Annotated in this window: 21 protein-coding genes; 3 read left to right on the forward strand and 18 right to left on the reverse strand. The window is 71.3% G+C overall.

What is annotated here, in order from left to right; genetic code table 11:
* Positions 1–192: a hypothetical protein gene (locus tag FSYMDG_RS14975; RefSeq protein WP_131772648.1), complete on the forward strand. Its 192-nt coding sequence runs from the start codon at positions 1–3 to the stop codon at positions 190–192.
* A 144-nt stretch (positions 193–336) separates the two neighbouring features.
* Here the strand turns inward: FSYMDG_RS14975 and FSYMDG_RS14980 are convergent, their stop codons facing one another.
* The 3 genes from FSYMDG_RS14980 to FSYMDG_RS14990 form a co-directional block, all read right to left on the reverse strand.
* A complete protein-coding gene (locus FSYMDG_RS14980) occupies positions 337–1,479 on the reverse strand; it encodes a bifunctional RNase H/acid phosphatase (RefSeq protein ID WP_013874247.1) in 1,143 nt (380 codons plus the stop codon).
* 115 nt (positions 1,480–1,594) lie between these two features.
* Positions 1,595–2,338, reverse strand: a complete 744-nt coding sequence (locus FSYMDG_RS14985; protein WP_013874248.1) for a zinc ribbon domain-containing protein — start codon at positions 2,336–2,338, stop codon at positions 1,595–1,597.
* 70 nt (positions 2,339–2,408) lie between these two features.
* On the reverse strand, positions 2,409–3,440 hold the full coding sequence (locus tag FSYMDG_RS14990) for a Nif3-like dinuclear metal center hexameric protein (RefSeq protein ID WP_050803800.1): 1,032 nt from the start codon (positions 3,438–3,440) through the stop codon (positions 2,409–2,411).
* Between the two features lie 389 nt (positions 3,441–3,829).
* On the opposite strand from FSYMDG_RS14990, the gene FSYMDG_RS14995 reads away from it, so the two are divergent.
* Entirely contained in the window at positions 3,830–4,105 is a 276-nt protein-coding gene (locus tag FSYMDG_RS14995; protein ID WP_013874251.1) for a hypothetical protein, read from the forward strand.
* Between the two features lie 342 nt (positions 4,106–4,447).
* Entirely contained in the window at positions 4,448–6,574 is a 2,127-nt protein-coding gene (locus FSYMDG_RS15000; RefSeq protein WP_013874252.1) for a hypothetical protein, read from the forward strand.
* Positions 6,575–6,788: 214 nt separating this feature from the next.
* On the opposite strand, the gene FSYMDG_RS23290 is transcribed toward FSYMDG_RS15000, so the two are convergent.
* From FSYMDG_RS23290 to FSYMDG_RS15075, 15 genes are all read right to left on the reverse strand, one after another.
* Positions 6,789–7,130 (reverse strand): hypothetical protein, encoded by a 342-nt coding sequence (locus FSYMDG_RS23290; RefSeq protein ID WP_131772650.1) that lies wholly within the window; start codon positions 7,128–7,130, stop codon positions 6,789–6,791.
* Between the two features lie 381 nt (positions 7,131–7,511).
* Entirely contained in the window at positions 7,512–7,976 is a 465-nt protein-coding gene (locus FSYMDG_RS15010) for a hypothetical protein (protein WP_131791069.1), read from the reverse strand.
* 325 nt (positions 7,977–8,301) lie between these two features.
* A complete protein-coding gene (locus FSYMDG_RS15015; RefSeq protein ID WP_347176495.1) occupies positions 8,302–9,231 on the reverse strand; it encodes an ABC transporter permease in 930 nt (309 codons plus the stop codon).
* A 13-nt stretch (positions 9,232–9,244) separates the two neighbouring features.
* Positions 9,245–10,207 carry an ABC transporter ATP-binding protein gene (locus FSYMDG_RS15020; RefSeq protein WP_013874256.1) on the reverse strand — a complete coding sequence of 321 codons (963 nt, stop codon included), beginning with the start codon at positions 10,205–10,207 and terminating at the stop codon, positions 9,245–9,247.
* A gap of 346 nt (positions 10,208–10,553) precedes the next feature.
* Positions 10,554–11,264 (reverse strand): glycosyltransferase family 2 protein, encoded by a 711-nt coding sequence (locus FSYMDG_RS15025; protein ID WP_013874257.1) that lies wholly within the window; start codon positions 11,262–11,264, stop codon positions 10,554–10,556.
* Positions 11,264–12,859 carry an amidohydrolase family protein gene (locus tag FSYMDG_RS23295; RefSeq protein WP_013874258.1) on the reverse strand — a complete coding sequence of 532 codons (1,596 nt, stop codon included), beginning with the start codon at positions 12,857–12,859 and terminating at the stop codon, positions 11,264–11,266. Before FSYMDG_RS23295 ends, FSYMDG_RS15025 begins: the two co-directional genes overlap by 1 nt.
* A gap of 72 nt (positions 12,860–12,931) precedes the next feature.
* Positions 12,932–13,576 (reverse strand): DUF6308 family protein, encoded by a 645-nt coding sequence (locus FSYMDG_RS15035; RefSeq protein WP_013874259.1) that lies wholly within the window; start codon positions 13,574–13,576, stop codon positions 12,932–12,934.
* A 508-nt stretch (positions 13,577–14,084) separates the two neighbouring features.
* Positions 14,085–16,091, reverse strand: coding sequence for an AfsR/SARP family transcriptional regulator (locus FSYMDG_RS15040; protein ID WP_083828297.1), 2,007 nt, complete (start codon positions 16,089–16,091; stop codon positions 14,085–14,087).
* A gap of 588 nt (positions 16,092–16,679) precedes the next feature.
* Positions 16,680–17,114, reverse strand: a complete 435-nt coding sequence (locus tag FSYMDG_RS15045; protein ID WP_013874261.1) for an ester cyclase — start codon at positions 17,112–17,114, stop codon at positions 16,680–16,682.
* 334 nt (positions 17,115–17,448) lie between these two features.
* On the reverse strand, positions 17,449–18,993 hold the full coding sequence (locus FSYMDG_RS15050; protein ID WP_013874262.1) for a phytoene desaturase family protein: 1,545 nt from the start codon (positions 18,991–18,993) through the stop codon (positions 17,449–17,451).
* Positions 18,990–20,192, reverse strand: a complete 1,203-nt coding sequence (locus tag FSYMDG_RS15055; RefSeq protein WP_013874263.1) for a 3-oxoacyl-ACP synthase III family protein — start codon at positions 20,190–20,192, stop codon at positions 18,990–18,992. The genes FSYMDG_RS15050 and FSYMDG_RS15055 overlap by 4 nt, the downstream gene beginning before the upstream one ends.
* A complete protein-coding gene (locus FSYMDG_RS15060; protein WP_013874264.1) occupies positions 20,192–22,672 on the reverse strand; it encodes a beta-ketoacyl-[acyl-carrier-protein] synthase family protein in 2,481 nt (826 codons plus the stop codon). The genes FSYMDG_RS15055 and FSYMDG_RS15060 overlap by 1 nt, the downstream gene beginning before the upstream one ends.
* A gap of 161 nt (positions 22,673–22,833) precedes the next feature.
* A complete protein-coding gene (locus FSYMDG_RS15065; protein WP_013874265.1) occupies positions 22,834–24,126 on the reverse strand; it encodes a beta-ketoacyl-[acyl-carrier-protein] synthase family protein in 1,293 nt (430 codons plus the stop codon).
* A complete protein-coding gene (locus tag FSYMDG_RS15070) occupies positions 24,123–24,545 on the reverse strand; it encodes a 3-hydroxyacyl-ACP dehydratase FabZ family protein (RefSeq protein WP_013874266.1) in 423 nt (140 codons plus the stop codon). The genes FSYMDG_RS15065 and FSYMDG_RS15070 overlap by 4 nt, the downstream gene beginning before the upstream one ends.
* Positions 24,542–25,798 (reverse strand): beta-ketoacyl-[acyl-carrier-protein] synthase family protein, encoded by a 1,257-nt coding sequence (locus tag FSYMDG_RS15075; protein ID WP_237702775.1) that lies wholly within the window; start codon positions 25,796–25,798, stop codon positions 24,542–24,544. The genes FSYMDG_RS15070 and FSYMDG_RS15075 overlap by 4 nt, the downstream gene beginning before the upstream one ends.
* Between the last annotated feature and the right edge of the window lie 4 nt (positions 25,799–25,802).

Raw genomic sequence — 25,802 nt, forward strand, 5'->3', positions numbered from 1 at the left:
GTGATCACGCGTGACGGCATGGCGGTCGGCCGGTTCGTGCCGGAACGGCATACGGTTGCCGACCGGCTCAAAGAGGCCCTGCGTGAGTACGCGGCAGACCCCGCCTTTGCGGACGATCTCGAAGCGGCGCACACCGACCTGCGAGCCGCCTTTACCGGTGAGGTCCGCACGTGGCCGGACACGTGCTCCTGACCACCGGTGCCGTGGCTGGGTTCGCTGGCCTGTCCGGTCCGCGGGCCGAAGTCGTCCTCGCGAACCGACGCCGGGCCGCGTGGCCAGTCGGGCTTTTCCTGTCGTCCGAGCCGTTCGCTGCCTCGCGGGTCGCCGGGAACACGGCTACTGGCCCGGCTCGACCAGGTGGGCGGCGTGGATGCCGTCGTTGAAGCTGCGCAGCACCGCAGGGCCGTCCGAGTACCAGTCGATCGTGGAGATCGACACCAGGTCGAGGTGGAGCCGGTAGAGGACCGCGGGTGAGGCGTCCAGCGCCAGCAGCGTGAGGGTCTTGATCGGGGTCACGTGCGAGACGATCAGGATCCGTTCGCCCGGGTGTGCGGCCAGGATCCGGTCCCGGACGGCGGTGACCCGCCGGATCGTGGCAAGGATGCTCTCCCCGCCGGGCGGGGCGACCGACGGGTCGGCCAGCCAGGCGTTCAGCTCGTCCGGGAAACGCTGGCGGACCTCGCCGAAGGTCAGGGTCTCCCAGGTCCCGAAGTCGGTCTCGCGCAGGTCGTCGTCGATCAGGTAGTCACGGCCGAGGGCGTCCGCGGTCTGCCGGGCCCGTTTCAGCTGCGAGCAGTACACCACGTCGAAGGGGACGTCGCGCAGCCGTCCCGCCACAGCGAGTGCCTGCGCCTGGCCGATGTCGGTCAGGGTGGCGTCCACCGTGCCGCTGAACCGCTTCTCCACCGACATCGGGGTCTGCCCGTGCCGCAGCAGCACGGTGGTGGTGGGTGGCGCGGGCGGGGCCATCCAGCCCGACAGCCGGTGGGTGGTCGGCGCCGTGTGCGGGACGGGCTCCGGCGACTGGGGTTCGGGCGGCTCCCAGGTGCGGCCCTGCGCGGCGGCGTCCATGGCCTCGTTCGCCAGCCGGTCGGCGTGGGCGTTGCGCTCCCGCGGGATCCAGGTGTAGCGGACCCGCGGGAACTCCCGCGCGACGTCGGCGGCCTGCGTCGCCAGCGGCCGCATGGCCGGATGTTTGATCTTCCAGCGCCCGCTCATCTGCTCGACGACGAGCTTGGAGTCCATCCGGACCTCGACGTCGGCGTCCGGGGCGAGGTCGGCCGCGGCACGCAGCCCGGCGATCAGGCCCTGGTACTCGGCGACGTTGTTGGTCGCCCGGCCGATCGCGCCCGCCCGCTCGGCCAGGACCGCACCGGTGTCGGCGTCGCGGACGAGCGCCCCGTACCCCGCCGGGCCCGGATTGCCCCGTGACCCGCCGTCGGCCTCGACGACGAGCCGGCGTGCCGGACGGTCACTCATGGTCGACTCCTATCCGCTCGCCGACGCGCGGGCCCGGTCCCGTCCACCGGGCCGGGCCCGTCCACGGGGCTGGTTCCCTCCGCTGGCCCGGCCAGGCCCACCGGGACGACTCGGCTCACAGGCCTGATTCCGTGGTCCGGACGAGGATGCGCCGGCATTCCTCACAACGCACGACGGCGTCCACGGGAGCCGCCGCGACCTCACGCAGGTCACCGCCGGAGAGTTCCAGGTGGCATCCTTCGCAGCGGCGCCGGACGAGCCTGGCCGCCCCCACCCCGGCGGATGAGGCTCGCAGCCGCTCGTACAGGGCCACCAGGTCGGCGGGCAGGGTCGGGACGATGGCCTCCCGCTCGGCACGGCGGGCCGCCACTTCGTTGTCGATCTCGGCCAACGCCGCGTCCCGGCTGGCCACGGACGTCGCCCGCTCGGCGTCGACCCGCTCCTGATCCGCTCTGATCACCCCGGCCCGGGCCTCCAGCCCCTCGGCGGTCTCCATGAGCTCGAGCAGTTCGTCTTCGAGGACGCCCTGTCGGCGGGCCAGTGAGGCGATCTCCGCCTGCAGGTTCTCCAGCTCACGGGCGTTGGTGATCTGCCCGGAGTCCAGACGTCCGCGGTCCCGGGCGGCCCGGGAGCGCACCAGGTCGACCTCGGTTTCCAGTTTCTGCTGCGACCGGCCCAGATCCCGCACCTGGGTGGAGACCCGGACCAGATCGTCGTTGAGGGCGGCAAGCTGCGCGTCCAGCTTGTCGATCTCGGCATGCTTGGGCAGGTTGCGCCGGCGTGCGGCGAGCCGGTCAAGGCTGGAGTCGATCGCCTGTACGTCCAACAGACGAAGCTGGGTCGCTGGATCGGCCTTCATGTGCTCCTCACTGTGCTCCGCGGCTGTGCTCCGTGGGTGTTGTTCCCGGCAGCGTTCCCGGCAGCATCCGTCACCGCTGGTCCCGGCCCTGGTCACGATCGTCAACCTGGCCCTGGCCCTGGCGCTGGCCGTAGCCCTGGCCCGCCGCTCGGTCGGGATCCGGCCCGGCCGGCCACGGCGAGGCCGCGTGCCAGCGCCACGGGTCCGTCACCAGGGCGGAGACCGTGGTGTTCACCGTACGGCCTCGGGCGGCCAGACCGGCACGCAACCGGGCGGAGGCGATGTGCAGCCACGGCCATTCGCTGGCCCAGTGCGCCACGTCCACGAGCGCCACATCGTGGGCGGCCACGGCGTCGAGGACGTGGTGGTGACGTCCGTCGGCGGTCACCAGCGCGTCGGCGCCGGCACGCGCGGCCGCACCGATCAGTTCGCCGCCGGAGCCACCGCAGACCGCGATCCGGCGCACCGGGCGGTCCGGGTCGCCGGTGGCACGCACCCCGCCGGCGGTGGCGGGCAGCGCGGCGGCCACCCGCGCGCAGAAGACATGTAGCGGCTCGGCCCGGGGCAGCTCACCGACCCGGCCGAGGCCACCGTTGCCGGACCGGACCGGGCCTGGCGGCGGCTCTTCTCCCAGCGCTCCCAGCTCTCCCGGCCGCGCTGGCGGCCCGGCCGGCTTCTCCGGCCGCTCCGGTGGCCCGTCGAGCGGTTCGACGGCGGTGAGCCCGAGCGCGTCCGCGAGCGCGTCGCTCACCCCCGGGCAGGCCACATCGGCATTCGTGTGGGCGGTGAACAGCGCCACGCCACCACGGATGGCGGTGGCCACGACCCGACCGCCCGCGCTCGTCTCGGCCACCCCGTGCACCCCCCGCAGGAACAGTGGATGGTGGGTGACCAGCAGTTGCGCACCCCGTTCGACGGCCTCCCGGACGACCTCGACGACGGGGTCGACGGCGAACAGAACATGCTGAACCGGCATGTTCGGGTCACCGACGGCGAGCCCCACCGTGTCCCACGACTGCGCCCAGGACGGCGGATAGCACCGCTCCAGTTCGGCGACGCACTCGGCCACGCTGGGCTGCTGCCGGCGGGCGTCGGCCGGCAGCCCCGACGGTCCGGGCTGTGATCCGGGCGCCCCCAACACCCCCGACACCACCGATACCCACGAGGATCCGGGCAGCGGTCCAAGCGATGATCCGACCGGCGTTCCGGGCTGCCTTTCGCGATGGTCGCCCAGGTCCGGACGCGCAGGAGGATGTGATGCTGCCACCGTCCGGACACTACCGGGCCGTGATCGGCGCGGCCGCGCCGGCAGGTCCACCGCGAGGCAGCGGGCGCTGGCCGGCCGCCGCGCCGTACCGTGAGGCCCCTGCGGCAGACGGATCCAAACCGCACATGCACGTTTGTTCAGGCAGACTCAGGTTGAAGGAGGCGCAATCGTGACATACGCGCCTGCGGAGGCACCCAGCGCCCACCCAAGGACGTGATTCCGACATGGCGGATGTATCCGTGACGTTCACGATTGCCGGCGACGCCGAGGTCGTACTGAACCTTCCGACCACGCAGGCCGTACGGCTGATCGAGATGCTCATGCACAACGCGGCGGAGGCCCTGGCCGCACAGGCCCGCGGCGGCCAGTCGGGCCAGCCGGGGCAGCAGACCGGAGCGGGACAGCATCTCCAGCCCAGCATGCCGGGCTCCGTGGGCTGGGGCGACCCGCAGCACCGGGGCGAGCCACCACCCTCGACTCCACTGCGTCGCCCGCTGTAACCGGCCATCCCGGGTGACTGGTCACTTTTTGTAACTATTTCCGACCGCCGCCCGGCACCCGGTCACCCCCGGAACAGCCCCGGCCCCGGCCCGACGATCTCGGGTCCGGGGCCGGGGCTGTTCCGGATCCGGCATCCATCCGATTTCCGGCCCATTCCGAATCCATCCGGTACGCGGATCTCGGCGCTCGAACCCCCGACGCGGATCTTTGCTGCGCGGATACGACATCGGACTGGACATCCACACACTTTTCCCAAACGCGACACAATTCTAGATCAACAAGGTACAACTCCGCACAGTTCATCCGCACCGCTCATCCACCAGAAGGGATACGGATCATCCATGGCGGGGGACATACCAGCCGAACAGATCATCGTGGCACATGCGTACGTGCAGGCGAGCACGGCACGTGACGACGGCTCGGACCCAGTCGACCAGCCGCCACCGACCAACGAGTCCGCGCGGCTGCTCCACTGCTACGGCCGGGTCAGCATCGTCAGCCCCGCCACGGCCGCCCCGGACTCCTCTCCCGGGCCGGACGCCTCCGGCGCCACCGCCGTCGACCCCGCCCATCTCGACGGGCTCGAACGTCTGGGCCTGGCCGCCTTCCAGTTACGCGCCAGTACCGACTACCAGCGGGCCAAACAGGACCGCGCGAGATCCGACGAGCTGTGGGACTGGGACCGGCCGTGCACCGACGTCCCACCGCCGCGAGGCTCCTTCGGGCAGGCCCCGGACGGCGGTGGCGGCGTCCCGCGACAGCCTCGCTCCCCCACCGACTCGCCATCCCCCACCAGCCTGGGCACGAGCGGCGCCCCCGTGCTCACCGCCGCCGCCGTCTCCGCCGACGGACAGCTCGGCCAGCCAGGCGGCGCAGGCGGCACCGGCGGGCCCACCAGCGCCTTCATGGAGGGCAGCATCGCGATCGGCGTGATCATCGTGGAAGGGCCGAGCGCCGATCTGCAGTTCACCGCCGCGGAACGCACCAAGACCGTCGCCGAGATCCAGAACGGCCTGTCCTGGTACGCCACCGTCAACCCGGCGGCAGAGCTCACCTTCAGCTACGACATCAAGGTCGTCCGGATCTCCACTCCCCCGGATCCCGCCGCGGCCGACCTGGAAGCACGCTGGCGGGACCCGGCCATGAGCCAGCTCGGCTACCAGCCGAACTTCGACGGGGTCTACGACTACGTCGACGACCTGCGCGCCAGGCACGTCACACGATGGTCCTACTGTGCGTTCGTCACCAAATACCCGCTGCAGTACTTCGCCTACAGCTCCATCGGCGGGCCCCGGCTCGTCCTGTCCTACGACAACGACGGATGGGGTCCGGACAACCTCGACCGGGTCTTCGCCCACGAGACAGGCCACATCTTCGGCTGTCCCGACGAGTACGCCGCCAGCGGATGCAACTGCGGCGGGACATGGGGCCGGTTCGCCACCCCGAACGGCAACTGCGACGGCTGCGCACCGGACAGCGTCAACTGCCTGATGCGGTCGAACAGCTTCGAACTGTGCCGCTACACCCCCAGCCACGTCGGCTGGGGCCGCGGGGTCGGTGGCAATCCCGTCCTGGTGCAGAGCGGCTTCGGGCACACCGGCAACTTCGAACTGGTGGTGCCGTCGGCGTTCGCCGGGATGACACACCTGTGGCGGGACAACGACGCTCCCGGTTTCCCCTGGCGGGAACCGACACAGGTGGCACAGGGCAACGGTCGGATCGACGCGCTCACAATGATCCAGAGCAGGCTGGCGACACCGGGGGCGTTGGAAGCGCTCGCCCGGGTCGGGAAGTCACTGCTGTTCCTCTGGCGTGACAGCGGGCCCGCCCTGCGCTGGCAGTCCCCCACCCGGATAACCGACGGTGTCGCCGGGACACCGTCACTGATCCACAGCCGGTTGGGCCGGCGCGGCACGTTCGAGGTGCTGGCGCCCGCAGCCGACGTCGGCCTGCTCTACCTCTCGCGCAACAACGACGCCGCCGGTTTCCCCTGGAGCCAGCCCGTCGTCGTGGCGGCGAACCTCGGCCATGTCGACGCGGTCAGCCTCATCCAGGGAAACTTCGACAACAGCAACCTGGAAGCCGTCGCGCTGGCAGGCGGTCGACTGGCCCACATTTACCGTACCCAGGACGGCGTGTGGCGGACCTCGACGGTGTTCGCCGAAGGCGTCACCGGAAATCCGGTGCTGATCCAGAGCGGGTTCGGCCGGATCGGCAACTTCGAGGTGGTCGTGCCGTCGGCCAGCGGCGGTCTGGTCCACCTGTGGCGGAACAACGATGCGGCCGGCTTTCCCTGGAGCGGTCCGACCCGCTTCGCCACCGAACTCGGACGGGTGGACGCGGTCACCATGATCCAGAGCTCGTTCGGCCGGCATCTGGAGGTGGTGGCGAGAGTCGGCGACCGGCTGTACGCGATGGCCCGCACGTCGGACACCTTCCAGTGGCTGCCCCCTTGGAAGATCTTCTAGCCGAACAGATCCGAACTCTGGACCAGCGGTGGCCGGACATGGAGGGTGTTCAGGATCGTTTTGCCACACAGGATCCGAACACCCTCTCATGGCGCGGTCCTCGGAACGACGCGGCCGCGGTGCTCATCTTCGGCGACAGACGGTGCGCTTCTCGTCGACAGAGCCAGGCCAGCGGCCCACACGGAGGCCGCATGTTCACCGGGTCTCGCACCGGTCATGTGGGTGGCCCGGGAGGCAGGCGGCCGGTGTCGGTGGCGTCCCAGGGCAGTCCCTCCGCGGAACGTTGCTTACCAGCCAGGCGCGCGAGCCATCCATCCACGAAGAGATGCTCACTCGCGGTGAGCGTCTCACGCAGGCCCGCCGGAACCGCTTCGAGGAACACTCCGGCAACACCGGGAAGCCGGACCAACGCGTCCGCCTGGGTCTTCGACGCGGCGACCAGGGCCAGACGAGGTGGTAGGACCGCCGTGACCTGCGCGATCTCTCGCAGAGCGGTGAGGACCGTCTGGTAGCGATCGCTCCCGTCGGGTCCCTTCTCCTCCGCGGGGCCGGCCACATCACCGTGCTTGCCAGGGCCGACTGGACCGTTAAGATCACCAGAACCGTGGGCTGCCGGATCCGGCCTGACTGCCCGTGACGCGATGACGACCAGCAACTCCGGTGTGGGTTCGACCACGGCCTCGACCTCCTGACCCAAGCGAACAGGGCGTCGTCCAGCTTTGCCAGCCCACCGTCACCGCATGAGCATTCTGACCGAGCGGACAGAGCATCATCGTTGTCCATACCAACCGGACACAAGGCCACCAGGTGCGTCCGGAGCGACGGACAGCGCTGTGCACCGGCCCCAGCCCGCTCGCGAGCGCCTCTGGCGAAACCGGGATCGCGCCTCCCGTAGCAACCCTGTAGGAACCGTGGCATGGCGTCCAGCGGGGACTGTTCACGTCTGTTCGCTGCGTGGCATCTCGCGGCGTGGCATCACGAAGAGCGACAACCAGCTCAGCACCGACAGCACCAACAGCGACACGATGGGCAGGACGAGCAGGAAGCCAGGCGAACGCAACCGGAATTCGACAAGTTGGATGACCAAGCTGCTGGCGCCCTCGGGCAACTGCGAGACGGCTCGCGCCGACCGCAGCGCATGCCCGATCCAACTCGCCAGCAGGGAGCCGCCGATCCCGCCCAGAGCCAGTCCCACGGGGACCGGCCAGCCGCTGTCACGGCCCCGCCAGAAGCCGAGGAGCCCCCCGATCAGACCGGCGACAACGCAGATCACGGCGAAGTACACGTCGACACCGGCCTGAGCATCGAAAACGATCTCGCTGCCAGCCAGTACCGCCCGAACATTCAGGCGCGGGGCCGTCAGCGCCCACAACAACCCGACAGGCAGGCCGAAGGCAGCCATGACGAGCGCGCACAGCAGACCGGTGAAAAGCCCGGACCTGCCGACAGCCCAGAAACGACGCCGAGGCTCCTCGAGCATCGGCCAACCGTCCGCCACGACGCCATCGGGCTGGTCATGCTGGCCTGGCCGCGGTGAGCGGGGATGCCCGGCACCGGGCTGCTGCGCCTCAGGGTGCTGCGCCTCAGGGAGGCCCCGCAGCTGCGCGTTGTGATGCGCGCCGTCAACGGTCCTGTCAGCGTTCGCGTAACTGTCATGCCAGGCTGTTGCTGATGGATAGCGACCGGATGGGCGTCGGCCCGCGCGGCTGAGAATCCACCGCAACGGCCTAACGCGGGGCGTTACCGGCACGTCGCAGCGCGATACTGGCCGCCAGCAGCGTGACGAACGCCACCAGCGTGCACACCAGCAGGTCGACGGTGACCATGCCCCAGTTGACCGACGGCTGGAAGGCGCCGGCCAGCACATCCACCGCGTATGTGCTGGGTAGCAGGTCACGCAGCACGTCGATCCCGAGCGGCAACCGGTCCGCCGGGATGATCCCGAGGAACAGCACGACGCTCATACCGACCTGTCCGGCGACCGTCGCGAGTTCCTGGCGGGGAGCGAGCAGCCCGATGACCGCGCCGATTCCAGCGAGGGACGCACCGGCCATGACGGCCACCGGCAGCAGCAGCCACAGGCCCGACAGAGGCAGACCGTACAGCAGCGAGCCCACCACAGCCGTAATAATCATCCCTGGTACCGCGAACGACGCGTAGGAAGCGGCCGTGCCGAGCACCACGGCGCTGCCCGGGACAGGCAGGGTCAGGTAGTAGTCCAGCGCCCCGGCCGCGCGCAGTGCCCCGAAGCGCTGCGCGAGAAGGTTCAGCGCGACGAAGGCCACCACCAGCACGGTCGAGCCCGCCACCACCTGCTCGCTGGTCGTCTCGTTGCCAACATCGACCACTCCGCGTAGCAGCAGCATGATCCCGAGCGACTGGAACGCGGCGACGAACAGCAGAGGCACTCGGGCCACCCGGGCCCGGGCGAGCTGGCCGACGTAGACGGCGCCGAGCGCGGCCCGGAAGGGGGTGCTCGGCGGCAGCGGCACGGGCGTGTCAGCCACCGCCACAGCCTGGGAAAAGCCGCCGACGGACCGGTCGAGGGTATCGGCCGTCCGTTCGACGATCGAGACGGTCTCGGTGGGCGGGCCGGCCACCTCGACGGCCCGGCCGGCGATCTGCCCGGCCGCGTCGTAAGCTGCGGCGGCGGTCACAGGATAACCGTGCTCATGTGCGCTCCAGGGTGCGGGATGCTCCGCCAAGGGCAAGATAGACGTCCTCCAGGGACGGCGTGGCCAGCGTGAAGTCGTCAAGGGCGGCGAAGGCGGGGCCGCTGGTCAGCCGCGCGAGCGCGTCTCGGGCGGCGGCCGCGTCCATGCGCGTGGTCCAGCGACGGCCACTGATCTCGGCCTGCCGGGCGAGACGGGCGATCGTCGGGTCGTGGGCGGGCGGATCGCAGCGCCAGACAAGGTCCAGCCGAACGTCGTTGCTCACCGACGCCTTGAGCCGTCCGGGGGTGTCACAGGCGATCACCCGACCAGCGTCGAGGACCGCGACCCGGTCGAGCACCGTCTCCGCCTCCAGGACGTTGTGGGTGACCAGCACCACGGTGACGCCCGCGGCGGCCCGGCGGCGTTCGAGCGCCGACCACACCGCGCGTCGGGCCGTCGGGTCCAGGCCGGTGGTCGGCTCGTCCAGGACGAGCACCATACGGTCGCCGACCAGGGTGCAGGCGACGGAGGCGAGCCTGCGCTGGCCGCCGGAGAGCTGCCGCATCGGCCGGGCCACGACCGGGGCGAGGCCGAGCTCGTCGACGACGGCGTCACGAGCCGCCCGCGCCGCGCCACGACCGAGGCCACGCAGTCGCGCGGTGGTCTCCACCGCGCGACCCACCGGCAGATCCTCCAGGGCCATGTCGTGCTGGCCGAGATAGGCCGCCAGCCGCGGCGGGATGTCGGGACGGGCGACGACGTCCCACCCGAACATCGTGATGGACCCGGCATCCGGCCGGATCAGCCCCATGAGCTGACGCAGCAGCGTGGTCTTACCAGCGCCGTTCGGCCCGAGGACGCCGAAGACCTCGCCGCGTCCGACATCAAGATCGATGTCGGAGGTGGCGAGTACGGCATGCTCACCCGCGCCGTGTCGGCGGGTGAGCCCACGCACGACGTAGCTCAGCACGCGGCCCATTGTCGCAGCCCGCGGGCGTGGAGTCGGCCTGAGGGCGGGTGAGGGCCGCCTCCTCGGCCGGATATTCACCAGCCGGCCGTCACCCGGGTCACCACTTCGGTACCCGGGCCGCTGCCCGCGGCCAGCGCCTGGTTCGCTGCGCGTATCAGTCCCTGGGTTCACTTCAGGACCACTACCCGGGTCGCTTCAGGGCTGGTTTCCGGATCGTTTCAGATCCGTGACCGGCCAGGGTGAGGGGAACGCGCCGCGCGGTCTGCCGGCCGGGCCCACTGCAGGTCAGTGACCGGACCCACCCAGCAGCCATGCCCGCTTCAGCGACCGGACCTGCTTCAGTGACCAGGCCTGCTCAGTGACCGGACCTGCGGTGACGAGCCCGCACCGAGCCGAGTATCCACAGCGCCTCGACCCCGTCCCGCCAGGTCAGCTTCTTGCCCTGCGCCCGAGTGCGGGCCTTGTAGCTGATCGGGACCTCGAACGGCCGGATGCCGCGGGAAAGCAGCTTCGCGGTCACCTCGGCCTCCATGCCGAAGCCGGCGGAGCGGACGTCCAGCTCGCGGTACAGGCTGACCGGCAGCAGCTTGAAGCAGGTCTCCAGATCGCTGATGTAGCTGTTGAAAAGAACGTTCGCGGCCAGCGTCACCAGCTTGTTGCCCACCACGTACCAGAACGAGAACGCGGTGTTGCCGCTGAACGTCCGTGAGCCGAAGACGACGTCGGCCTCGCCGGCGAGGACCGGTTCCAGCAGCGCCGGGATCTCCTCGGGGGCGTATTCCAGGTCGGCGTCGCAGATGACGAGATAGTCACCGCTGGCACGATCGCTCGCGGTCCGCACGGCGGCACCCTTGCCCCGGTTCACCGACTGGTGCACGACGACCAGCCGGGGGTCGTCGAGGGAGTCGAGGATGGAACGGGTTCCGTCCACGCTGCCGTCGTTGACCACGACGAGTTCGATCTCACAGCGGTAGCCGACCTCGAGCACCCGCTTGACGGCAGCCGCAAGCGTGGCCTCTTCGTTGAAAACCGGCATCAGGATGGAAAGCTTCACATCGACGCACATTACGAGATGATCACCCGCTGGCCGTTGACGACCACCGTCGGATGGCGCCAGGCAGCGGGTTCGACGAGCGGATCCATGGGCAGCCCCACGACGGCGGCGTGCCCGCCCACCTCGACACGTCCGGACGGCCGGCGGCCGTCGAGCCCGGCCGCCCGGGCCGCCACGGATGTTGCGGCGCGCAGCGCGCCGAGGCGGCCGAGCCCGGCATAGGCGAGCCGGTCGAGCTCCCGCGGGTCGACCCCGGGCGGCCGGCTGCCCGTGCCCCCCGCGTCGGTGCCGTAGACCAGGGTGACCCCGGCCCGGTGGAGCAACGCCGCGTTACGCCCGGGCGCCGGGCCGAACCCGGCATGGCACTGCAACGTCGAGACCACCGGCACGCCCGCGGCGGCGATCCGCTCGATCGTCCGTGGCGGCAGGGGCTCCACCGGGACGTGGGCGAGTTCGTCCACGCCCGCCCGCAGCGCCATCTCGACGGCGTCGACGCTCAGCGCGTGCGCTGTTACCGGAAGACCTGCCGCATGGGCGGCCTCGACCATGACCGCGAGCTCGGCCGGAGGCAACGGCGGCCAGTTCGGACGCTTCCCACGCCCGGTATCCGCGCTGGTCGCGGCGTCCCCGACATATACCTTGATCAGATCGACGCCGTCCGCGACGAGCCCGCGGGCCGCGGCCGGGCTTTCGACGACGACCACCGCGTCGCCGCGGCGGGCGTGCCAGCTCTGCGCCTTTCGCCCCGCTCCCTGCCGGCCCGCCTCCTGCTGGCCCGCTCCCTGCCAGTTCAACCCGCGCCAGTTCAGCCCGTTCAGCCCGTGCCAGCCCAGTCCGTGCTGGCCCAAACCGTGCCAATCTGGTCCGTGACGGCGCGGCCCGTAATAATCCGAGACGTGTCGGCCCGGCGGATACTGGTCTGACAGGTGCTGATCTGACAGGTGCTGATCTGTCGCGTCGCGGTTCCATCCGTGACGGCCCGGCAGGTGGCGGCCCAGCGTGTGGCGGCTCGTCGCGATCCGGCCAGCGGTGCCGCGACGAGCGGATCGCGACGAGTTGGGGGACCGGGCCTCCAGCCGGTCGGCCGCGGCACCCTGGGCAGGGCCGACGGGCTCCCCGAAGCGGTCCGCACGATCCGGACGCGGCCTTTGCCGCGGCGTGCCCACCACCCGGGGGCCTGCGCCGGCAACCATGATCGGCACGGCGAACCGCCAGTGGGTGAGCCGCTCGATCGGCGAACCGAGGTCACGCACGGCCACGACGCCGGAACGCAGTTCGTCGTACCCGGGCGTGGCGGTGGCCGGCAGGTGCACGTGGGCGTCGACGACACCCGGTCCGATCCAGGCACAGTCGATCATGCGTAGGCCGTCCGGCAGCGCAACCTGGTCACGCGGCCCGACAGCAGCCACCCGGCCGTCCACACCGACCACCACGACACCGTCGAAGGTGGTGTCGGCAATGCCGTTCCAGATCAGGCCCCGCAGGCCCACGCCCCGCCCGACCTCGTAACGGACTGGCGCTCGTCCCACCGCCAGGGCACGCGCCGCCCGCAACGGCACCACGGCCAGTACGGACAGGCACCCCGACGGCGTGTCGCCGCGCCTCACCGTGCCCTCGGCGGCGGCACCCGCAGCGACGACCGGCGGAGATCAGACCGGCGGAGACCCGACTGTCGGAGATCAGACCGCACTGCTCATCCACACCACGATGTCGAGGATGCGCAGCGGTGTCAGCGGCGGCCCGTTACGGGGGACGAGCGCGGACAGCCGGTGGAACTCGTCGGCGTTCTCCTTCAGGTCGTACTGCATGGCGCGAACCAGCAGCTGCATGTACTCACGCCAGGAACGCCCGTCCCGGGGAGACGGCGGGATGCAGCGCTCGTGCTGATAGAAGATCCTGACCTTGGAGTCGAACAGCGGCACCAGCGCCGGTCGCTTGCGGTGCAGCACCTTTGCGATCAACGAACCCTTGACGTCGCGGTCGGAGACATCCGGATCGTCCAGGGGGTCGTACAGGGCCGCGACAAGATCAAGGGTGATCTCGTCGGCCTCGATCAGTTCGATGCCGGGTGGGAGCTTGTCGAGCCCGCGCTGCAGCAACGGCGTCAGCGCCGTCAACGTGTGCATCCGGTCGACGTCCACCTGGACGCCGAGCAGGCAGGGCGCGAGCAGATCGCCGGTGCACAGCAGGTCGGAGTCACCGTTGGTGGTGAGCCCGTCATAGTACGGATAGGCGTAACGCAGGCCACGCTTACGCGGCCCGAGGTACTCCTCAAGCAGGCTCTCCGCGTCGAAGACCTCCCGGGTGCCCATCGCCAGCCTCACCGCAGGGGCTCCTCACAGTTGTCTCGGAGTTTCACAGTGTCTCGAAGACTCACGGCCGTCCCGAAATCGTCGTCGCGTCCCGAAATCGCCGTCGACGGTCACGCCATCTCATCACGTGACGACGAGCAGCGGCGATCACGAGCTGTGACGACTTTCACATCACCGGCCACCAGCCCCGTCGCCTGCGCCCATCATCCTCCGCAGTCACCGCGATTCGGAAGCGACCCACCCGCACGGACCACCAGGACATACATTCGTTACCGTGAGGACCACACCCCAGGGCTGATCGCAGGCGGCGGTGCGGTCGCCGACACACGCCCGTTACAGTGCCGACCAGATCCCAGACGGTTGGATCCCGCGCTGTCCGCGCACATAGCCATGGGAGGACGAGAGCGGCACCGCCGTCGACACCCGTGCCCAGCTCTGACCGGATGCTCCGAAAACCGGGAGGCTCCGGAAGCACCGACGGACAGCCTGCATCGATCATGCCGGGGGTGGCCCGTCCCGGTCAGTGGCTGCCGACGCTGGCTTCCGCCTCCCATTTCTTCCACGCGGTGTCCCAGTGCTCGGCCGCACCCGCCTGGGCGGGGACGTTCACGGCCGGCCGGTCACCGGGCTGCTGTTCGGACTGTTGTCCGGACTGTTGTCCGGACTGCTGTCCGAGCGCGGTGATCCGGCGGACCTCCTGACCGCTCTCCTCGTGCTCCGCCCGGTCGCGCGCGTGGATCCTGACCAGCTCGTGCAGCCGGAACCACACGTCACCGGCTGGCCCGGTGCCGGCGACGTCGAGCATCTGGGCGTCGATCAGACGGTCGAGGATTCCTTCGGCCGTCTGCCGATCGGTCCCCAGCACCTGTTCGACGACCCGGCTGGAGAAGACCGAGCAGCCGAGCAGCCCCAGTCGGCGCAGCAACTGCCGCGCCTGCGGATCGATCCGCTGGTAGGACAGGCCGAAGCTGCCGCGGACCTCCAGGGCGCCGTGGCGCAGCTCGGCTATCCGGCGCCGCTCGTCGACCAGCCTGGACACCAGGCCGGACATCTTCCAGTGGGGATGCGCCACCAGCCTGGCCGCGGCAACGCGAACAGCCAGCGGCAGGTAGCCGCACAGGCGTACCAGCTCACGGGCGGCCACGGGGTCGGCCAGCGCCCGGTCGTCGCCGACGATGCGGGCCAGCATCCGGATCGCGCTCCCGACCTCGAGCACGTTCAGGTGCAGTCGGGTGCAGGGAAGCGCGGCCAGCCGCGCCCGACTGGTGATCAGTACCCCACAGCTGCCCGACCCCGGCAGCAGCGGCTCGATCTGGCTCTCGTCGGCGGCACCGTCGAGTACCACCAGGACCCGTCGGTCGGCAAGCAGGCTGCGGTACAGCTCCGCGCGTGCGTCGAGGCCAAGCGGAATCTCGCTGTCCGCGACGCCCAGCGCGCGCAGGAACCGGGCGAGCGCGTCGCTGGGATCGACCGGACTGCGCTGTTGACCATGCAGGTCCACGTAGAGCTGACCGTCGTCGAAGTGCTCTCGTAACCGGTGCGCGACGTGGACCGCCAGGACCGTCTTGCCCAGCCCGCCCATGCCGAGCACCGCCGCGACGGGCATCGACGGAGGGGAGCCGGCAGCGGTCAGCCGCTGGCACAGCAGCTCCGCCTCCTCGTCCCGGCCCGTGAGGTCTCCGACGGCGGCGGGCAGCAGGCATGGCGGCCGTGGTGGCTGCGCGGCCTGCGGGTCGTCGCCCTCCGGCGGCTCCACCGCGGCCGGCCGTGACCCGGCTGGCGCGGCGGCCTCGAGAGTGCCCCGCAGGATCGCCTCGTGCAGCCGCCGTAGCCGTGCGCCGGGTTCGACCCCGAGTTCGTCGGCGATCCGCCGGCGTACCCGCGCGTAGCACTCCAGCGCCTCAGCGCCGCGGCCGGCGTGCCACAGCGCCCGGATGAGCTGGCAGCTCAGCGGCTCGAACAACTCGTTCTCGGCGAGTGCCTCCTGCAGCTCGTCGATCACCCGGTCGGCGCGGCCCAGCCCTATCTCAAGATCGGCCCACTCCGCGAGCACGCCAAGCCGCTGCGGGACCAGCCTTTCCCGGACCCGCGCGACCCAGTCCCCCGGCAGGCCGGCCAGGGGCTCTCCCCGCCACAGGTCCGCGGCCTGTCTGAGCAGGTGGCACGCCTGCTCCGGGTTGTTGTCGGCCACCGCCCGGGCTCGCTCCGCCAGACAACGGTGCCGATTCAGATCGAGCAGGGTGGGGTCGGCGTCGAGCAGATAGCCGCCCCGCTGCCGGACCAGCTCGACCTTCCCCCCCTCCACCTGGCGGGTACACGCGAGTATCCGCCGCAAACGTGTGACATACGTGTACAGCGCATTTCGCACCTCGGTCGGAGGTGAGCCTCCCCACACCCGGTCGATGAGAAGATCCTGAGGCACCGGTCGCCCGAGATCCGCCAGCAGGACGGCAAGCACCGTTCGCTGCTTCGCCGACCCAAGATCTACATGAATACCAGCCACCCGTAGCTCGAGCGGGCCCAACATAAGAAGTTCAACCACTCCATGCCCCCCATGGCCCTGACATTCCCCTGAGGAGCATTAAATACTGATAAATAGTTGACAGTAAAGACTGTCCAACACTTGACACGGATCGATCGCTACGAATCCATACGTACGGGTATGGCGATACGGCCGGTGTGGTGAATGCTGGCCGGCCTACTTCGGAGCGCGGCAGCCGCCATCCCCCATGCCCGATCCCCTGTGCCCGCCGGCCCCGCGGAGAGGCACGGCCGGGCCGGGCGGGGGTCGGGCCGGGAGGCGGACGGCACCGCGGCGGGCCCTGGGGCACCGCCCGGCGGGCCCCACTCCGGGACGCGCCGTCACCACGGGACACGGTTGATCACTTATGGTGACAGGCTCGTATCAGCTGGTTGTCCCCCATGTCCGACAACGACCGTTCTCCGCACCTGATACCGCTCCCCCCGGCCAGGCGGTTGCCATCCGTCGTCATCCGCCCGTTGTCATCCGCGTTCAGCGATGCGCCTCCGAGCCAGCGGATCTTTCTCCGTGCCGGGCGACGGTCGCGCGGGCCGCGGTGACGGCCACGCGGGCCGGAGTCCGGCACGGGCGCGCTCACACCTTCGGCCGGGACCATCGCAGGTTCATGCCGAGCTCCTTGAGCAGGTCGAGCTCGAGGTCGATCGCCCAGCGTTCGACGATCAGGCCGTTCTTGAGCCGGAACACCACGACACCGCCGAAGCTCACGCTCCGGCCGGTGGGAGAAATTCCGAGCACCTCACCGGTGTGGGTACCCGCCCAGGTGTTGTGCGCCGCCACCTTGTCCCCGTGGGCGCTCATGTCCTCGACCGTCACGTGCAGGTCCGGAAACGCGGTGCGCAGCCCGCCGATCGAATGCTTGACCCCGGCCCGGCCCGCCGGCGCGCCCGGGAAAGGGGCGTGGTCGAGATAGTCTTCCGCATATATCTCGTCGACCACGTCGAAGTCGCCCTTGCTGGCGATTTCGTCGAACACCCGACGGATGATTACCTTGTTCTCCTCGCGCGACATCTCTCGCTCCTTTTCGTCCTGTGCCGGTCGCCCCCGCGCCGGCCCGTGTCGTTTTGTCCCGGTCAGCGGCATGTACACCGGCAGGCACCCCCGCCGGTGGCGTTCCGCGGTCTCCCCGTTCCATCTCGTGTCATTTTGTTCCTGTTTTGCGTTGTTTTGTTTCTTCGATGGGCCGGGCGCTGGACGGGGGCATTCCCGTCGGTCACGTTCCGCGCCGGCCCGGCACGGGCCCCGGCCGGCCGGAAGTCGTCGGGCACCGCGGCACACACGGCCGCGTGGCACGCCTCAGCCGACCGTCCCGGCAAGGCCGACCACCCCGGCAGGGAGGCACGACTCAGCCGGCCGCCGCGGCGAAGAAGGGCACCGGTCGCGGACGTTCCAGCACTGACGCGCCGGTGAGCATCTCGGCGGTCTGGACGCCCGAACTGATCACTGACAGGACGCCTCCCCCAGGCTGCGTCCAGTGCCCGGAAAGATACAGTCCCTCGACGGGGGTCCGGTGCGGCAGCCGGTCGGTGGTGGTCTGGTCGGGTGCGTGTTCCCAGCCGTAGATGGCGCCGCGCAGGTTCAGGGTGTAGCGCTCCATCGTCCGCGGCGTGCCGCCTTCGGCCAGGACCGCCCTGCCCCCGATGCCCGGGATCAGTTCCCCGAGCTTGTCCATGATCAGACGCTCGTATCGCGGCTTGCTGTGGCGCCACGATGCCACCGCGTCATACGGAAGCAGTGCCACAGCGGTGACCAGATGCATTCCGTCCCGAGACAGCGACGGATCGCTCAGCGTCGGGACGCTCACCGTCAGTGCGGGTACCGCACCCGTGAGCATCCCCGCATAGGTGGCGTCGTGCTCCCATCCGTCGAAGACGAAGGTCTCGTGCGCCATGCCCTCCCCGCCGAGATCCCTGTCGGTGGCCAGGTACAGCACCGCCGCCGACAGGGAACAGCGCATCGAACGCAGCAGCGTGAGATAGCCTCCGTCGACGTTCTCGATACCGACGAGTTCCTCGCAGGTCTGCAACGGATCGGCATTGGAGACGACGGCCTTCGCGGTGATCCGCTGGCCGTTGTCGAGCACGACCCCGGTCACCCTGCCCCGCTCGACGAGAATCCGCCGCGCGGTCGTGCGCACCATCACCTCCCCACCATTGCCGGTCACGCTGGCACCGAACGCGTCCACCAGCCGTTGAAAGCTGCCCGCGCAGTAGTACGCGCCGAACTCCAGGTATGTCGTGAGCATGAGTGACCACACGTCGAAGGCCAGAACCGACGGCGGTACCCCCAGATACGGCCACAGCGCCGTCAGTGCCGTTTTGAGCCGTGTGTCGCGCAGGTGCTCGTCGAGCACGTCGGAAACGGTTGCCTGACGGTACCGGTGCAGCAACGGAAAATCACTGTCGTGTAGTTCGGCGGTCGGCAGGTCGGCGGGCAGCCGCTGCACCTCGCGGGTGAGCAGCGTCGACAGGCGCTGCATCCGGCGCAGCCCCGTCCGCTCCGCGGGAAAACGCGCCACGTGCGCGTCCAGGAAGTCGGGGCCGGCTGGGACGTCGAGCTGGAAACCGGGAAGGACCACCCGGTAGAAGGGATCCAGCCGGTGGAACTCAAGGCGGTCGGCAACACCCAGCAGATCCAGCAGCACCGGCATGATTCCCGGATTTCCCACGGTGACCGGCGGACCGCCCGCGACCAGGTGCACCGCGGAGTCGAAACGGTGTCGACGGCGGGTGAACGCATGCGCGTAACCACCGATCCGGTCATGGCGTTCGACCACCAGCACCCGGCGGCCCCAGTGGGCGAGCAGCGCGGCGGCGGTCAGGCCGCCGAGCCCGCTACCGATCACGACGACGTCGTAGGAGTCGCGCTCGGCATCCTGGCGGACGCTCATCGTGACTCGGCCTGCCCGTTCACACCCGTGGCTGCCAGCCCGACGGCTGACAGGTCCGTGGCCGACAGATCCGTGGCCGACAGATCGCCGCTCGGCCGGTCGGCCCCCGGCCAGGGGGCGGTCCAGGTGAGCGAGAGCCCGGCGTACAGCCACCTGCTGGTCTCGATCGCCAGCAGCAGCACCTGGTCGCCGGGCCGGATCCGCCCGGAAGTCCAGGCGTCGTCCAGCGCCAGGGGCACGGCGGCGGAGCCGGTCGCCCCGACGTCGGTCAGGTTCTCCACGATCCTGCCCGCGAGCAGCTTGCAGTCCTCGGCGGACAGCCCGGCGGCTTCGAGCTCGCCGTTGAAGTAGCCGGCGTTGCCCTCGGGCACGACGCACGCGTCGACCTCCCGCAGGGCCAGACCGCTGCGGCGCAGCAGCTCGTCCAGGGCGGTGACGAACACCCGCGGCCCGAAGCTGGCCGACTCGACCACGTCGAGGCGCAGGTCGACCGGACGCCTGCCGCGCATCTGCTCGGCCACGGGAGCGTGGGTGCCACCGCCGATGATCTGCATGCCGGGCTTGCGGTCCCCGCCCATGCAGGCGTTGACGCTGGCGTGGAAGCTCGCCGGCTCCCCCGGCCCGGCGGGCTCGGCGCGCAGCACCATCGCCCCCGCCCCGTCACCGAAGTTGTAGATGGCGATCCGGTCCCGCAGCCGGACGGCGTCCGGACGACGGCCCAGGAAGATCGGGGCAAGCACCGGTGACGTCGCCTCGCTGCCGATGACCACCGCGGTCCGCGCGGAGCCGTCGGCCAGCTGACGGCGGGCAATGTCGAGCGCGTGCATCGCCCCCGCGCACCCGGACCGGACCTCCACGACCGCGCACCGGGCCAGGCCGAGACGTTCCTGGACGAAGGTGACCGCCGCGGGCAGCGGGTACTCCGGGGAGGACGTCGACATGACCAGCAGGTCGACGTCACCGGGCTCGAGCCCGGCGCGGTCGAGCGCCTGCCGGGCCGCGGCCGTGGCCATCTCGCTGTTGCTCACGAGGTGCTCGCCGGTGCCCGGATTGATCATCCAGTGGCGGCGGCGCACCTGGAGACCGTCGAGCACGTCGTCCGGCAACGGGCCGCACAACCGCTCCAGGTCGTCGTTGGACAGCGGTTCGCCGGGCAGGTAGCCGCCGGTGCTCACGATCCGGACATGGTGGCTGGTCATCACTGCTCCTTCCGGGAGCCCGCGGCGTCCGCGGCGTGGAAAACATGATCGTTTACTTCCGGGCCGGCGTGATCGCCGTGTCCTGGGCCGGTCAGGACGAGGCTGACGTGCGTGCCGCCGAGGGAGGAGCTGTTCACCAGGACGGGGCCGGCGGCCCCGCCGGCCTCCCACCCCGCCACGGCGAGGACCGCCGACAGGTGCGCGCCCGCCCCGACCGGCTCGCCCAGGCTGCGCTTGGGCGTCTCGACACGGGGCCCGGCCGGGCCGAACACCCGGCCGAGGGCGGCCCGCTCCGGCCGGTCGACAGCCCGGATCCCGGCGGCGTTGGCCCAGACCGCGGACAGGGCGCCCGGCTCGACACCGGCCGCCGCCAGCGCGGTGCGCACCGCCTGCTCGACACCGCGGCCACGGGCATCCCAGCGGCCCACGCCCCGGGCGTCCGAGGCGATGCCGTGCCCGCGGACCACCGCGCGGATCCGGGCGCCGCGCGCCCGGGCCACCGACAGCCGCTCCAGCACCAGCGCGAAACCGGCCTCCGCCAGCGTGTACGCACCGCCGGCGCCGGCGAACAGGGGGGTCCGGCGGTACGCGTTCACCACGGCCGGCGGCAGCACGTCGACGGCCGGGCAGACGATCGCGTCCGCCGCACCGGCGCGCAGCAGGTCGGCGGCGACGCACAGGGCGGCCGCGCCGGCCGCGTGCATGGCGGTCACCGTCGAGGTGACCCCGGTCAGCCCCAGCAGCATCGCCACCTGGCCGGCCGCGGCGTTGTACACAGTGTTGGGGAACACCGCGGGGTTCGCCGCCGCCGGGCCCTCGGTCAGCAACGGCGTGGTGAAACGCTCCATGCTCTCCATCGGCCCCAGGCCGGTGCCCAGGATGACGCCGATCCCGGTCGCGGGCCGCGCGACGTCGGCGAGCCCGGCGTCGGCCAGGGCGTCCTGGCAGGACGCGACGGCCAGCAGCCCGAGCCGGTCCAGCCGCCGCCGCTGGCGCGCGGGCAGGTAGGCCGCCGGGTCGAACTCGACGTGGCCGACACCGATGTGGCCGGCAGCCTGGCTGGCATCCGCGCCGCTGGCGCTCCCGGCGGCCTGGTAGGCCTCCCACAGCTCGGCCACGCTCGTGCCGGCGGGTGTCAGCGCGGCCAGCCCGGTGATCACAATCGGTTCCCGCTCTCGCTGCCGCTGCCGGTCCCGGTCCTGGCCGGCCGGCGCGGCGGCCCGCCGGCCGGGACGGCCGAAGACGACCGAGGCGTTGGCGCCGGCGAACGCGAAGTTGTTGGACACCGCGACGTCCATGGCCAGCGGCCGGGCCTCGTTCGGCACGACGTCGAGCCCGCACTGGGGGTCGACGCCGGTGAACCCGGCGGTCGGCGGGGCGACCTGCTCGTCGAGGGCGAGGATCGTGACAATGCTCTCGACCGCCCCCGCGGCTCCGAGCAGGTGGCCCACCATCGACTTGGTGCTGCTGAGCGCGACCGTCCCGGCCGCCTCCCCGAGGGCCGCGCGGATCGCGTTGCTCTCGGCCGGGTCGTTCTTGGGTGTGCCGGTGCCGTGGCCGTTGACGTACCCGACCTCGTCGGCGGCGACGCCCGCGCGGGAGAGCGCGGCGGTGATCGCCCGGGCGGCGCCCGCCCCCTGCGGATGCGGCGCGGTCGGGTGGTACCCGTCCGCCGAGAAGCCGTAGCCGAGGACCTCGGCGAACACGCGGGCACCGGCCGCCCGCGCGATGTCGGCGCGGACCAGGACGAGCATGCCGGCACCCTCGCCGAGGGACAGCCCGTCGCGGTCCTTCGAGTACGGCGCGGCCGGTCCCACCGCGAGCGACTCCAGGCTGTTGAAACCGGCGAAGACCACGTCGGAGAAGGCGTCGGTGCCGCCGACGAGGACGGCGTCCGCCTGGCCGGTGACGATCAGTTCGGTGGCGTGGGCGATCGCCTGCGGGGACACCACCAGGGTGTGCCGCCAGTCCGGCTGACGGCCGGCGAGTTCGTCGCGCAGGGCCCGCTCGCCGCTGACCAGCCCGCCGTTGCAGCTACCGAGCACGACACCCCACCGCTGCGCGGGCAGCAGCGTGACCGGCGCGCCCGCGGCCCCGGCAGTGCCCCCGGCGCCAGCGGCAGTGCCGACACCGGTGACGCTGGTAGTACCGACACCGGTGGTACCGACGCCGGCGGTGTCGACGCCGATGCCACACGCGGCCATCGCCTCCTCGGCCGCGACGAGGGCGAAGTCCAGCGCTGGCTCTCTGCTGACCTCCAGTGGCCACGGGTGGGCGGGGATGGCCGGTTCCTGCACCTCCCCGCCGAGGGCGGTGCGGTAGCCGTCCATCGGCAGGTTCTTTACCGGACGGATCGCCACCTGGCCCGCCCGGACTCCCTCCCACAGTTTCGCCACGCCGACGCCCTGCGCCGTCACCGCTCCCAGACCGGTGACGACCACCCGATCGGCGTCACCGGCGGTCTGTGTCCCCTCTGCCATGTCGGGCTCCTCTCCGTCGCTGTCGGAACGGCTGTCGGAACGAAAATCGCTACTGGCACGAAGACCGATGCCGGGATCGCCGGGCCGCGGAGCGCTGCCCGGACGGGGATCGCCGGGCGGCGCCGGCGAGGTCATGCCGCCCTGCCCAGGGCGGGGCCCGGTCATGCCGCCCTGCCCAGGGCGAGCGCCACCTGCTGGCCCGCCAGGCCGCGGGCCAGCGCGAGCGCACCGGTCAGCCGGGCCTCTCGGGGCTGTCCGGGTATCCAGTCGAGGTCGCAGCCTGGGTCGGGATCGTCGAGGTTGGCCGTGGCGGGAGCCACGCCCGCGTCCAGCGCCAGCGCGGCGATCGCCGCGTTCAGCGCCCCGGCCCCGGCGACGAGATGCCCGGTCTGCGGCTTGACGCTGCTCGCCCACACGCGCTCGGCGTGGGCCGCGAGCGACCGGCGGATCGCCTGGGTCTCGCTGAGGTCCCCGAGCGTGGTCGCGCAGCCGTGCGAGGCGATGTAGGAGACGTCCTCGGCGGGCATGTCCGCGTCCCGCAGCGCCGCTGTGATCGCGCGGACCAGCCCGCGGCCGTTCGGGTCGGGCGTGACGACCATGCCGCCGTCGTTACCGGCGCCCACCCCGCGTATCTCGGCGTAGCAGCGGGCGCCTCGGGCCAGCGCGGCCTCGCGCTCCTCCAGGACAAGGAAGGCGGCGCCGTCGCCGAAGACCGATCCGCTGCGGGTCCGGTCGTAGGGACGGCAGGCCGCCACGCCGAGCTCGTTGCGGGACGACAGCACGCCGAGCCCGTCCATCTTCGACATCGACCACCAGGAGGTCGGGTCGTCGAACCCGCCGGCGAGCGCCAGCTCGGCCTCGCCGCGCCGTACCGCGCGCGCCGCGCGTCCCACCGCGCTCGCCCCCGCCTCGGCCGTGCCCGCGAAGTAGGCGTTGGGGCCGAGGAAGCCGTACGCCTCGGAGATGTAGAACAGCGACGCCGCCTGCAGCCCCTCGACGTAGAACAGCGGTGTCAGTGTGGAGGAGGCGACCCGGCCGAGTCGGTGATAGTCGGCGCGGCCGTCGTCGGCGCGGGCGGCCAGCGCCCCGGCCACCACCCCCTCCGGCCGGGAGAGCTCCTTGTTGCCGCCGACGAAGAGACCGGCCCGCTCGCCGAAGGGCCGCTGGTCCTCCAGGCCGGCGTCACGCAGCGCGAGGACGGCACCCACCATCGCGATCTCGTCGTTGGGGGTCATCTTGCGCAGCGTCCGGCGGCTGACGTACCGCCTGGGGTCGAAGTCCACCAGTTGGGCGCCCAGCTGGGTGCGCAACGACGACGGGTCGTACCCGCGCAGGGGCGCCACGCCGCCGCGGCCTGCCAGTATCCCGTCCCAGGTGTCCTGGACGCCCTCACCGAGTGCCGTGAGCAGCCCGATCCCGGTGATCACGACTTTTCTCGCGTGCTGCCCGCTCATACCGTCGCCGCCAGCATCGACGGTTCCCGCAGCAGGTCCAGCGCCCGGGCGGAGGCGACGGGACGCCCGTCGCCGGTGACCGAGGCGGTGCACCGGGCGGTCTGCTGACCGCGGTCGAGGACCCGCACAGTGATCTCCGCCTGGTCGCCGGGCCGGACGAAGTGGCGGAAGCGCACCACCCGCGCCCCGGACAGCCGCCAGCGTTCCCCCGGCGCGGCCAGGACCACCCCGGCCAGAGCCACCATGCTCTCGAAGAGCAGCATGCCCGGCAGCACGGGGAAGCGCGGGAAGTGGCTGTCGAAGACATCCAGCGTCCCAGAAACGTTACGTACGGCTACCGCCTGCCGGCCGTGCTCAAGCTGGACGAGCCGGTCGAAGGCTGTCGGCAGCGGTTCCGAGCCGATGTCGGCGCCGGTCATGATTCCTCCTTGGGGGTGCCGACCACCAGGCAGGTGTTGGTCCCGCCGAACGCGAACGCGTTGACCATGACACCCGACACCGGCATCGGCCGGGCCACCAGCGGGACGTAGTCGAGGTCGAGCCTGGGATCCGCGGTGTCGAGGTTCACCGTCGGCGGGACGACCGAGTGCTGGATGGCACCGAGCGCGACGAGCAGGTTCAGCGCGGCGCTGGCCGAGGTGAGATGGCCGGTCATCGACTTCGGCGAGCTCACCACGATGCGGTGGGCGTCGGCGCCGAACACCTCCTTGATCGCCGTCGTCTCGGAGGCGTCGTTGCCCGGGGTGCCCGTCCCGTGCGCGACGACGTAGTCGATGTCGGCGGGCCCGAGCCCGGACTCGGCCAGCGCCTGGGCCATCACCTGGATGGCGCCGCGCCCGTCCGGCGGCGAGTCGGTGATCCGGTAGGCGTTCAGGGTCGAGCTGTAGCCGAGGAGCTCGGCGAGGATCGGCGCCCCGCGCGCCCTGGCCGCGGACAGCTCCTCCAGCACGACGACGACCGCGCCCTCCCCGATGACGAAGCCCGACCGGTCGGCGTCGAACGGGCGCGAGGCCCGCGTCGGGTCGTCGTTGTAACGGTCGGTCAGCGCGCCGAGCAGGCTGAAGCCCAGCAGGTCCATCCAGGTGGTCAGGGCGTCGAAGCCGCCGGCGAGCATGAGCGTCGCGTCACCGTCCTGGATGTGCCGGAACGCCTCCCCGATGGCGTTCCCCGACCCGGAGCAGGCGGTGCTGACGCTGACCATCGGCCCGGTGCAGGCGGCCAGCCGCGCTATCGCGGCGACCGGCACGTTCTGGTCACGCAGCAGCACGTCGCCGGGCGGATGCCGGAAGATCTCCCGGTTGTCGGTGCGTTCCCGCAGGTAGCCGATGTCCACGACCTGCTGGAGCTCCGGGCGTCCGACGCTGCCGCCCATCGCGACGCCACACTCGTCGGGGTCGTAGGTGGCGGGGGTGACCTTGGCTTCGCGCAACGCCTCCACCGCCGCCACCAGCCCGAACCCGCCGGCCCGCGACAGGTGCCGCCAGCCGGCGGCCTCGGGAACGAGATCGCGCAGGTTGAAGTCCCGGACCTGCCCGCCGATGCGGACCGAGAATGTCGAGGTGTCGAAGGTGGTCAGCCGGCCCACCCCGCTGCGGCCGGCGACGAGGTTCGTCCAGGTGGTGGCCGCGTCGTTGCCGACCGGGGTGACCGCGCCCACGCCGGTGATCGCCACGCGC

The organism is Candidatus Protofrankia datiscae (genome assembly GCF_000177615.2).
Taxonomy (GTDB): Bacteria; Actinomycetota; Actinomycetes; order Frankiales; family Frankiaceae; genus Protofrankia; species Protofrankia coriariae.

What these genes read in the sequence shown, in the direction of transcription:
- FSYMDG_RS14980 (WP_013874247.1), bottom strand. Translation starts at nt 1,479, where the DNA reads ATGAGTGACCGTCCGGCACGCCGGCTCGTCGTCGAGGCCGACGGCGGG.
- FSYMDG_RS14985 (WP_013874248.1), bottom strand. Translation starts at nt 2,338, where the DNA reads ATGAAGGCCGATCCAGCGACCCAGCTTCGTCTGTTGGACGTACAGGCG.
- FSYMDG_RS14995 (WP_013874251.1), top strand. Translation starts at nt 3,830, where the DNA reads ATGGCGGATGTATCCGTGACGTTCACGATTGCCGGCGACGCCGAGGTC.
- FSYMDG_RS15000 (WP_013874252.1), top strand. Translation starts at nt 4,448, where the DNA reads ATGGCGGGGGACATACCAGCCGAACAGATCATCGTGGCACATGCGTAC.
- FSYMDG_RS15010 (WP_131791069.1), bottom strand. Translation starts at nt 7,976, where the DNA reads ATGGCTGCCTTCGGCCTGCCTGTCGGGTTGTTGTGGGCGCTGACGGCC.
- FSYMDG_RS15020 (WP_013874256.1), bottom strand. Translation starts at nt 10,207, where the DNA reads ATGGGCCGCGTGCTGAGCTACGTCGTGCGTGGGCTCACCCGCCGACAC.
- FSYMDG_RS15025 (WP_013874257.1), bottom strand. Translation starts at nt 11,264, where the DNA reads ATGTGCGTCGATGTGAAGCTTTCCATCCTGATGCCGGTTTTCAACGAA.
- FSYMDG_RS15040 (WP_083828297.1), bottom strand. Translation starts at nt 16,091, where the DNA reads ATGTTGGGCCCGCTCGAGCTACGGGTGGCTGGTATTCATGTAGATCTT.
- FSYMDG_RS15045 (WP_013874261.1), bottom strand. Translation starts at nt 17,114, where the DNA reads ATGTCGCGCGAGGAGAACAAGGTAATCATCCGTCGGGTGTTCGACGAA.
- FSYMDG_RS15050 (WP_013874262.1), bottom strand. Translation starts at nt 18,993, where the DNA reads ATGAGCGTCCGCCAGGATGCCGAGCGCGACTCCTACGACGTCGTCGTG.
- FSYMDG_RS15055 (WP_013874263.1), bottom strand. Translation starts at nt 20,192, where the DNA reads ATGACCAGCCACCATGTCCGGATCGTGAGCACCGGCGGCTACCTGCCC.
- FSYMDG_RS15060 (WP_013874264.1), bottom strand. Translation starts at nt 22,672, where the DNA reads ATGGCAGAGGGGACACAGACCGCCGGTGACGCCGATCGGGTGGTCGTC.
- FSYMDG_RS15065 (WP_013874265.1), bottom strand. Translation starts at nt 24,126, where the DNA reads ATGAGCGGGCAGCACGCGAGAAAAGTCGTGATCACCGGGATCGGGCTG.
- FSYMDG_RS15070 (WP_013874266.1), bottom strand. Translation starts at nt 24,545, where the DNA reads ATGACCGGCGCCGACATCGGCTCGGAACCGCTGCCGACAGCCTTCGAC.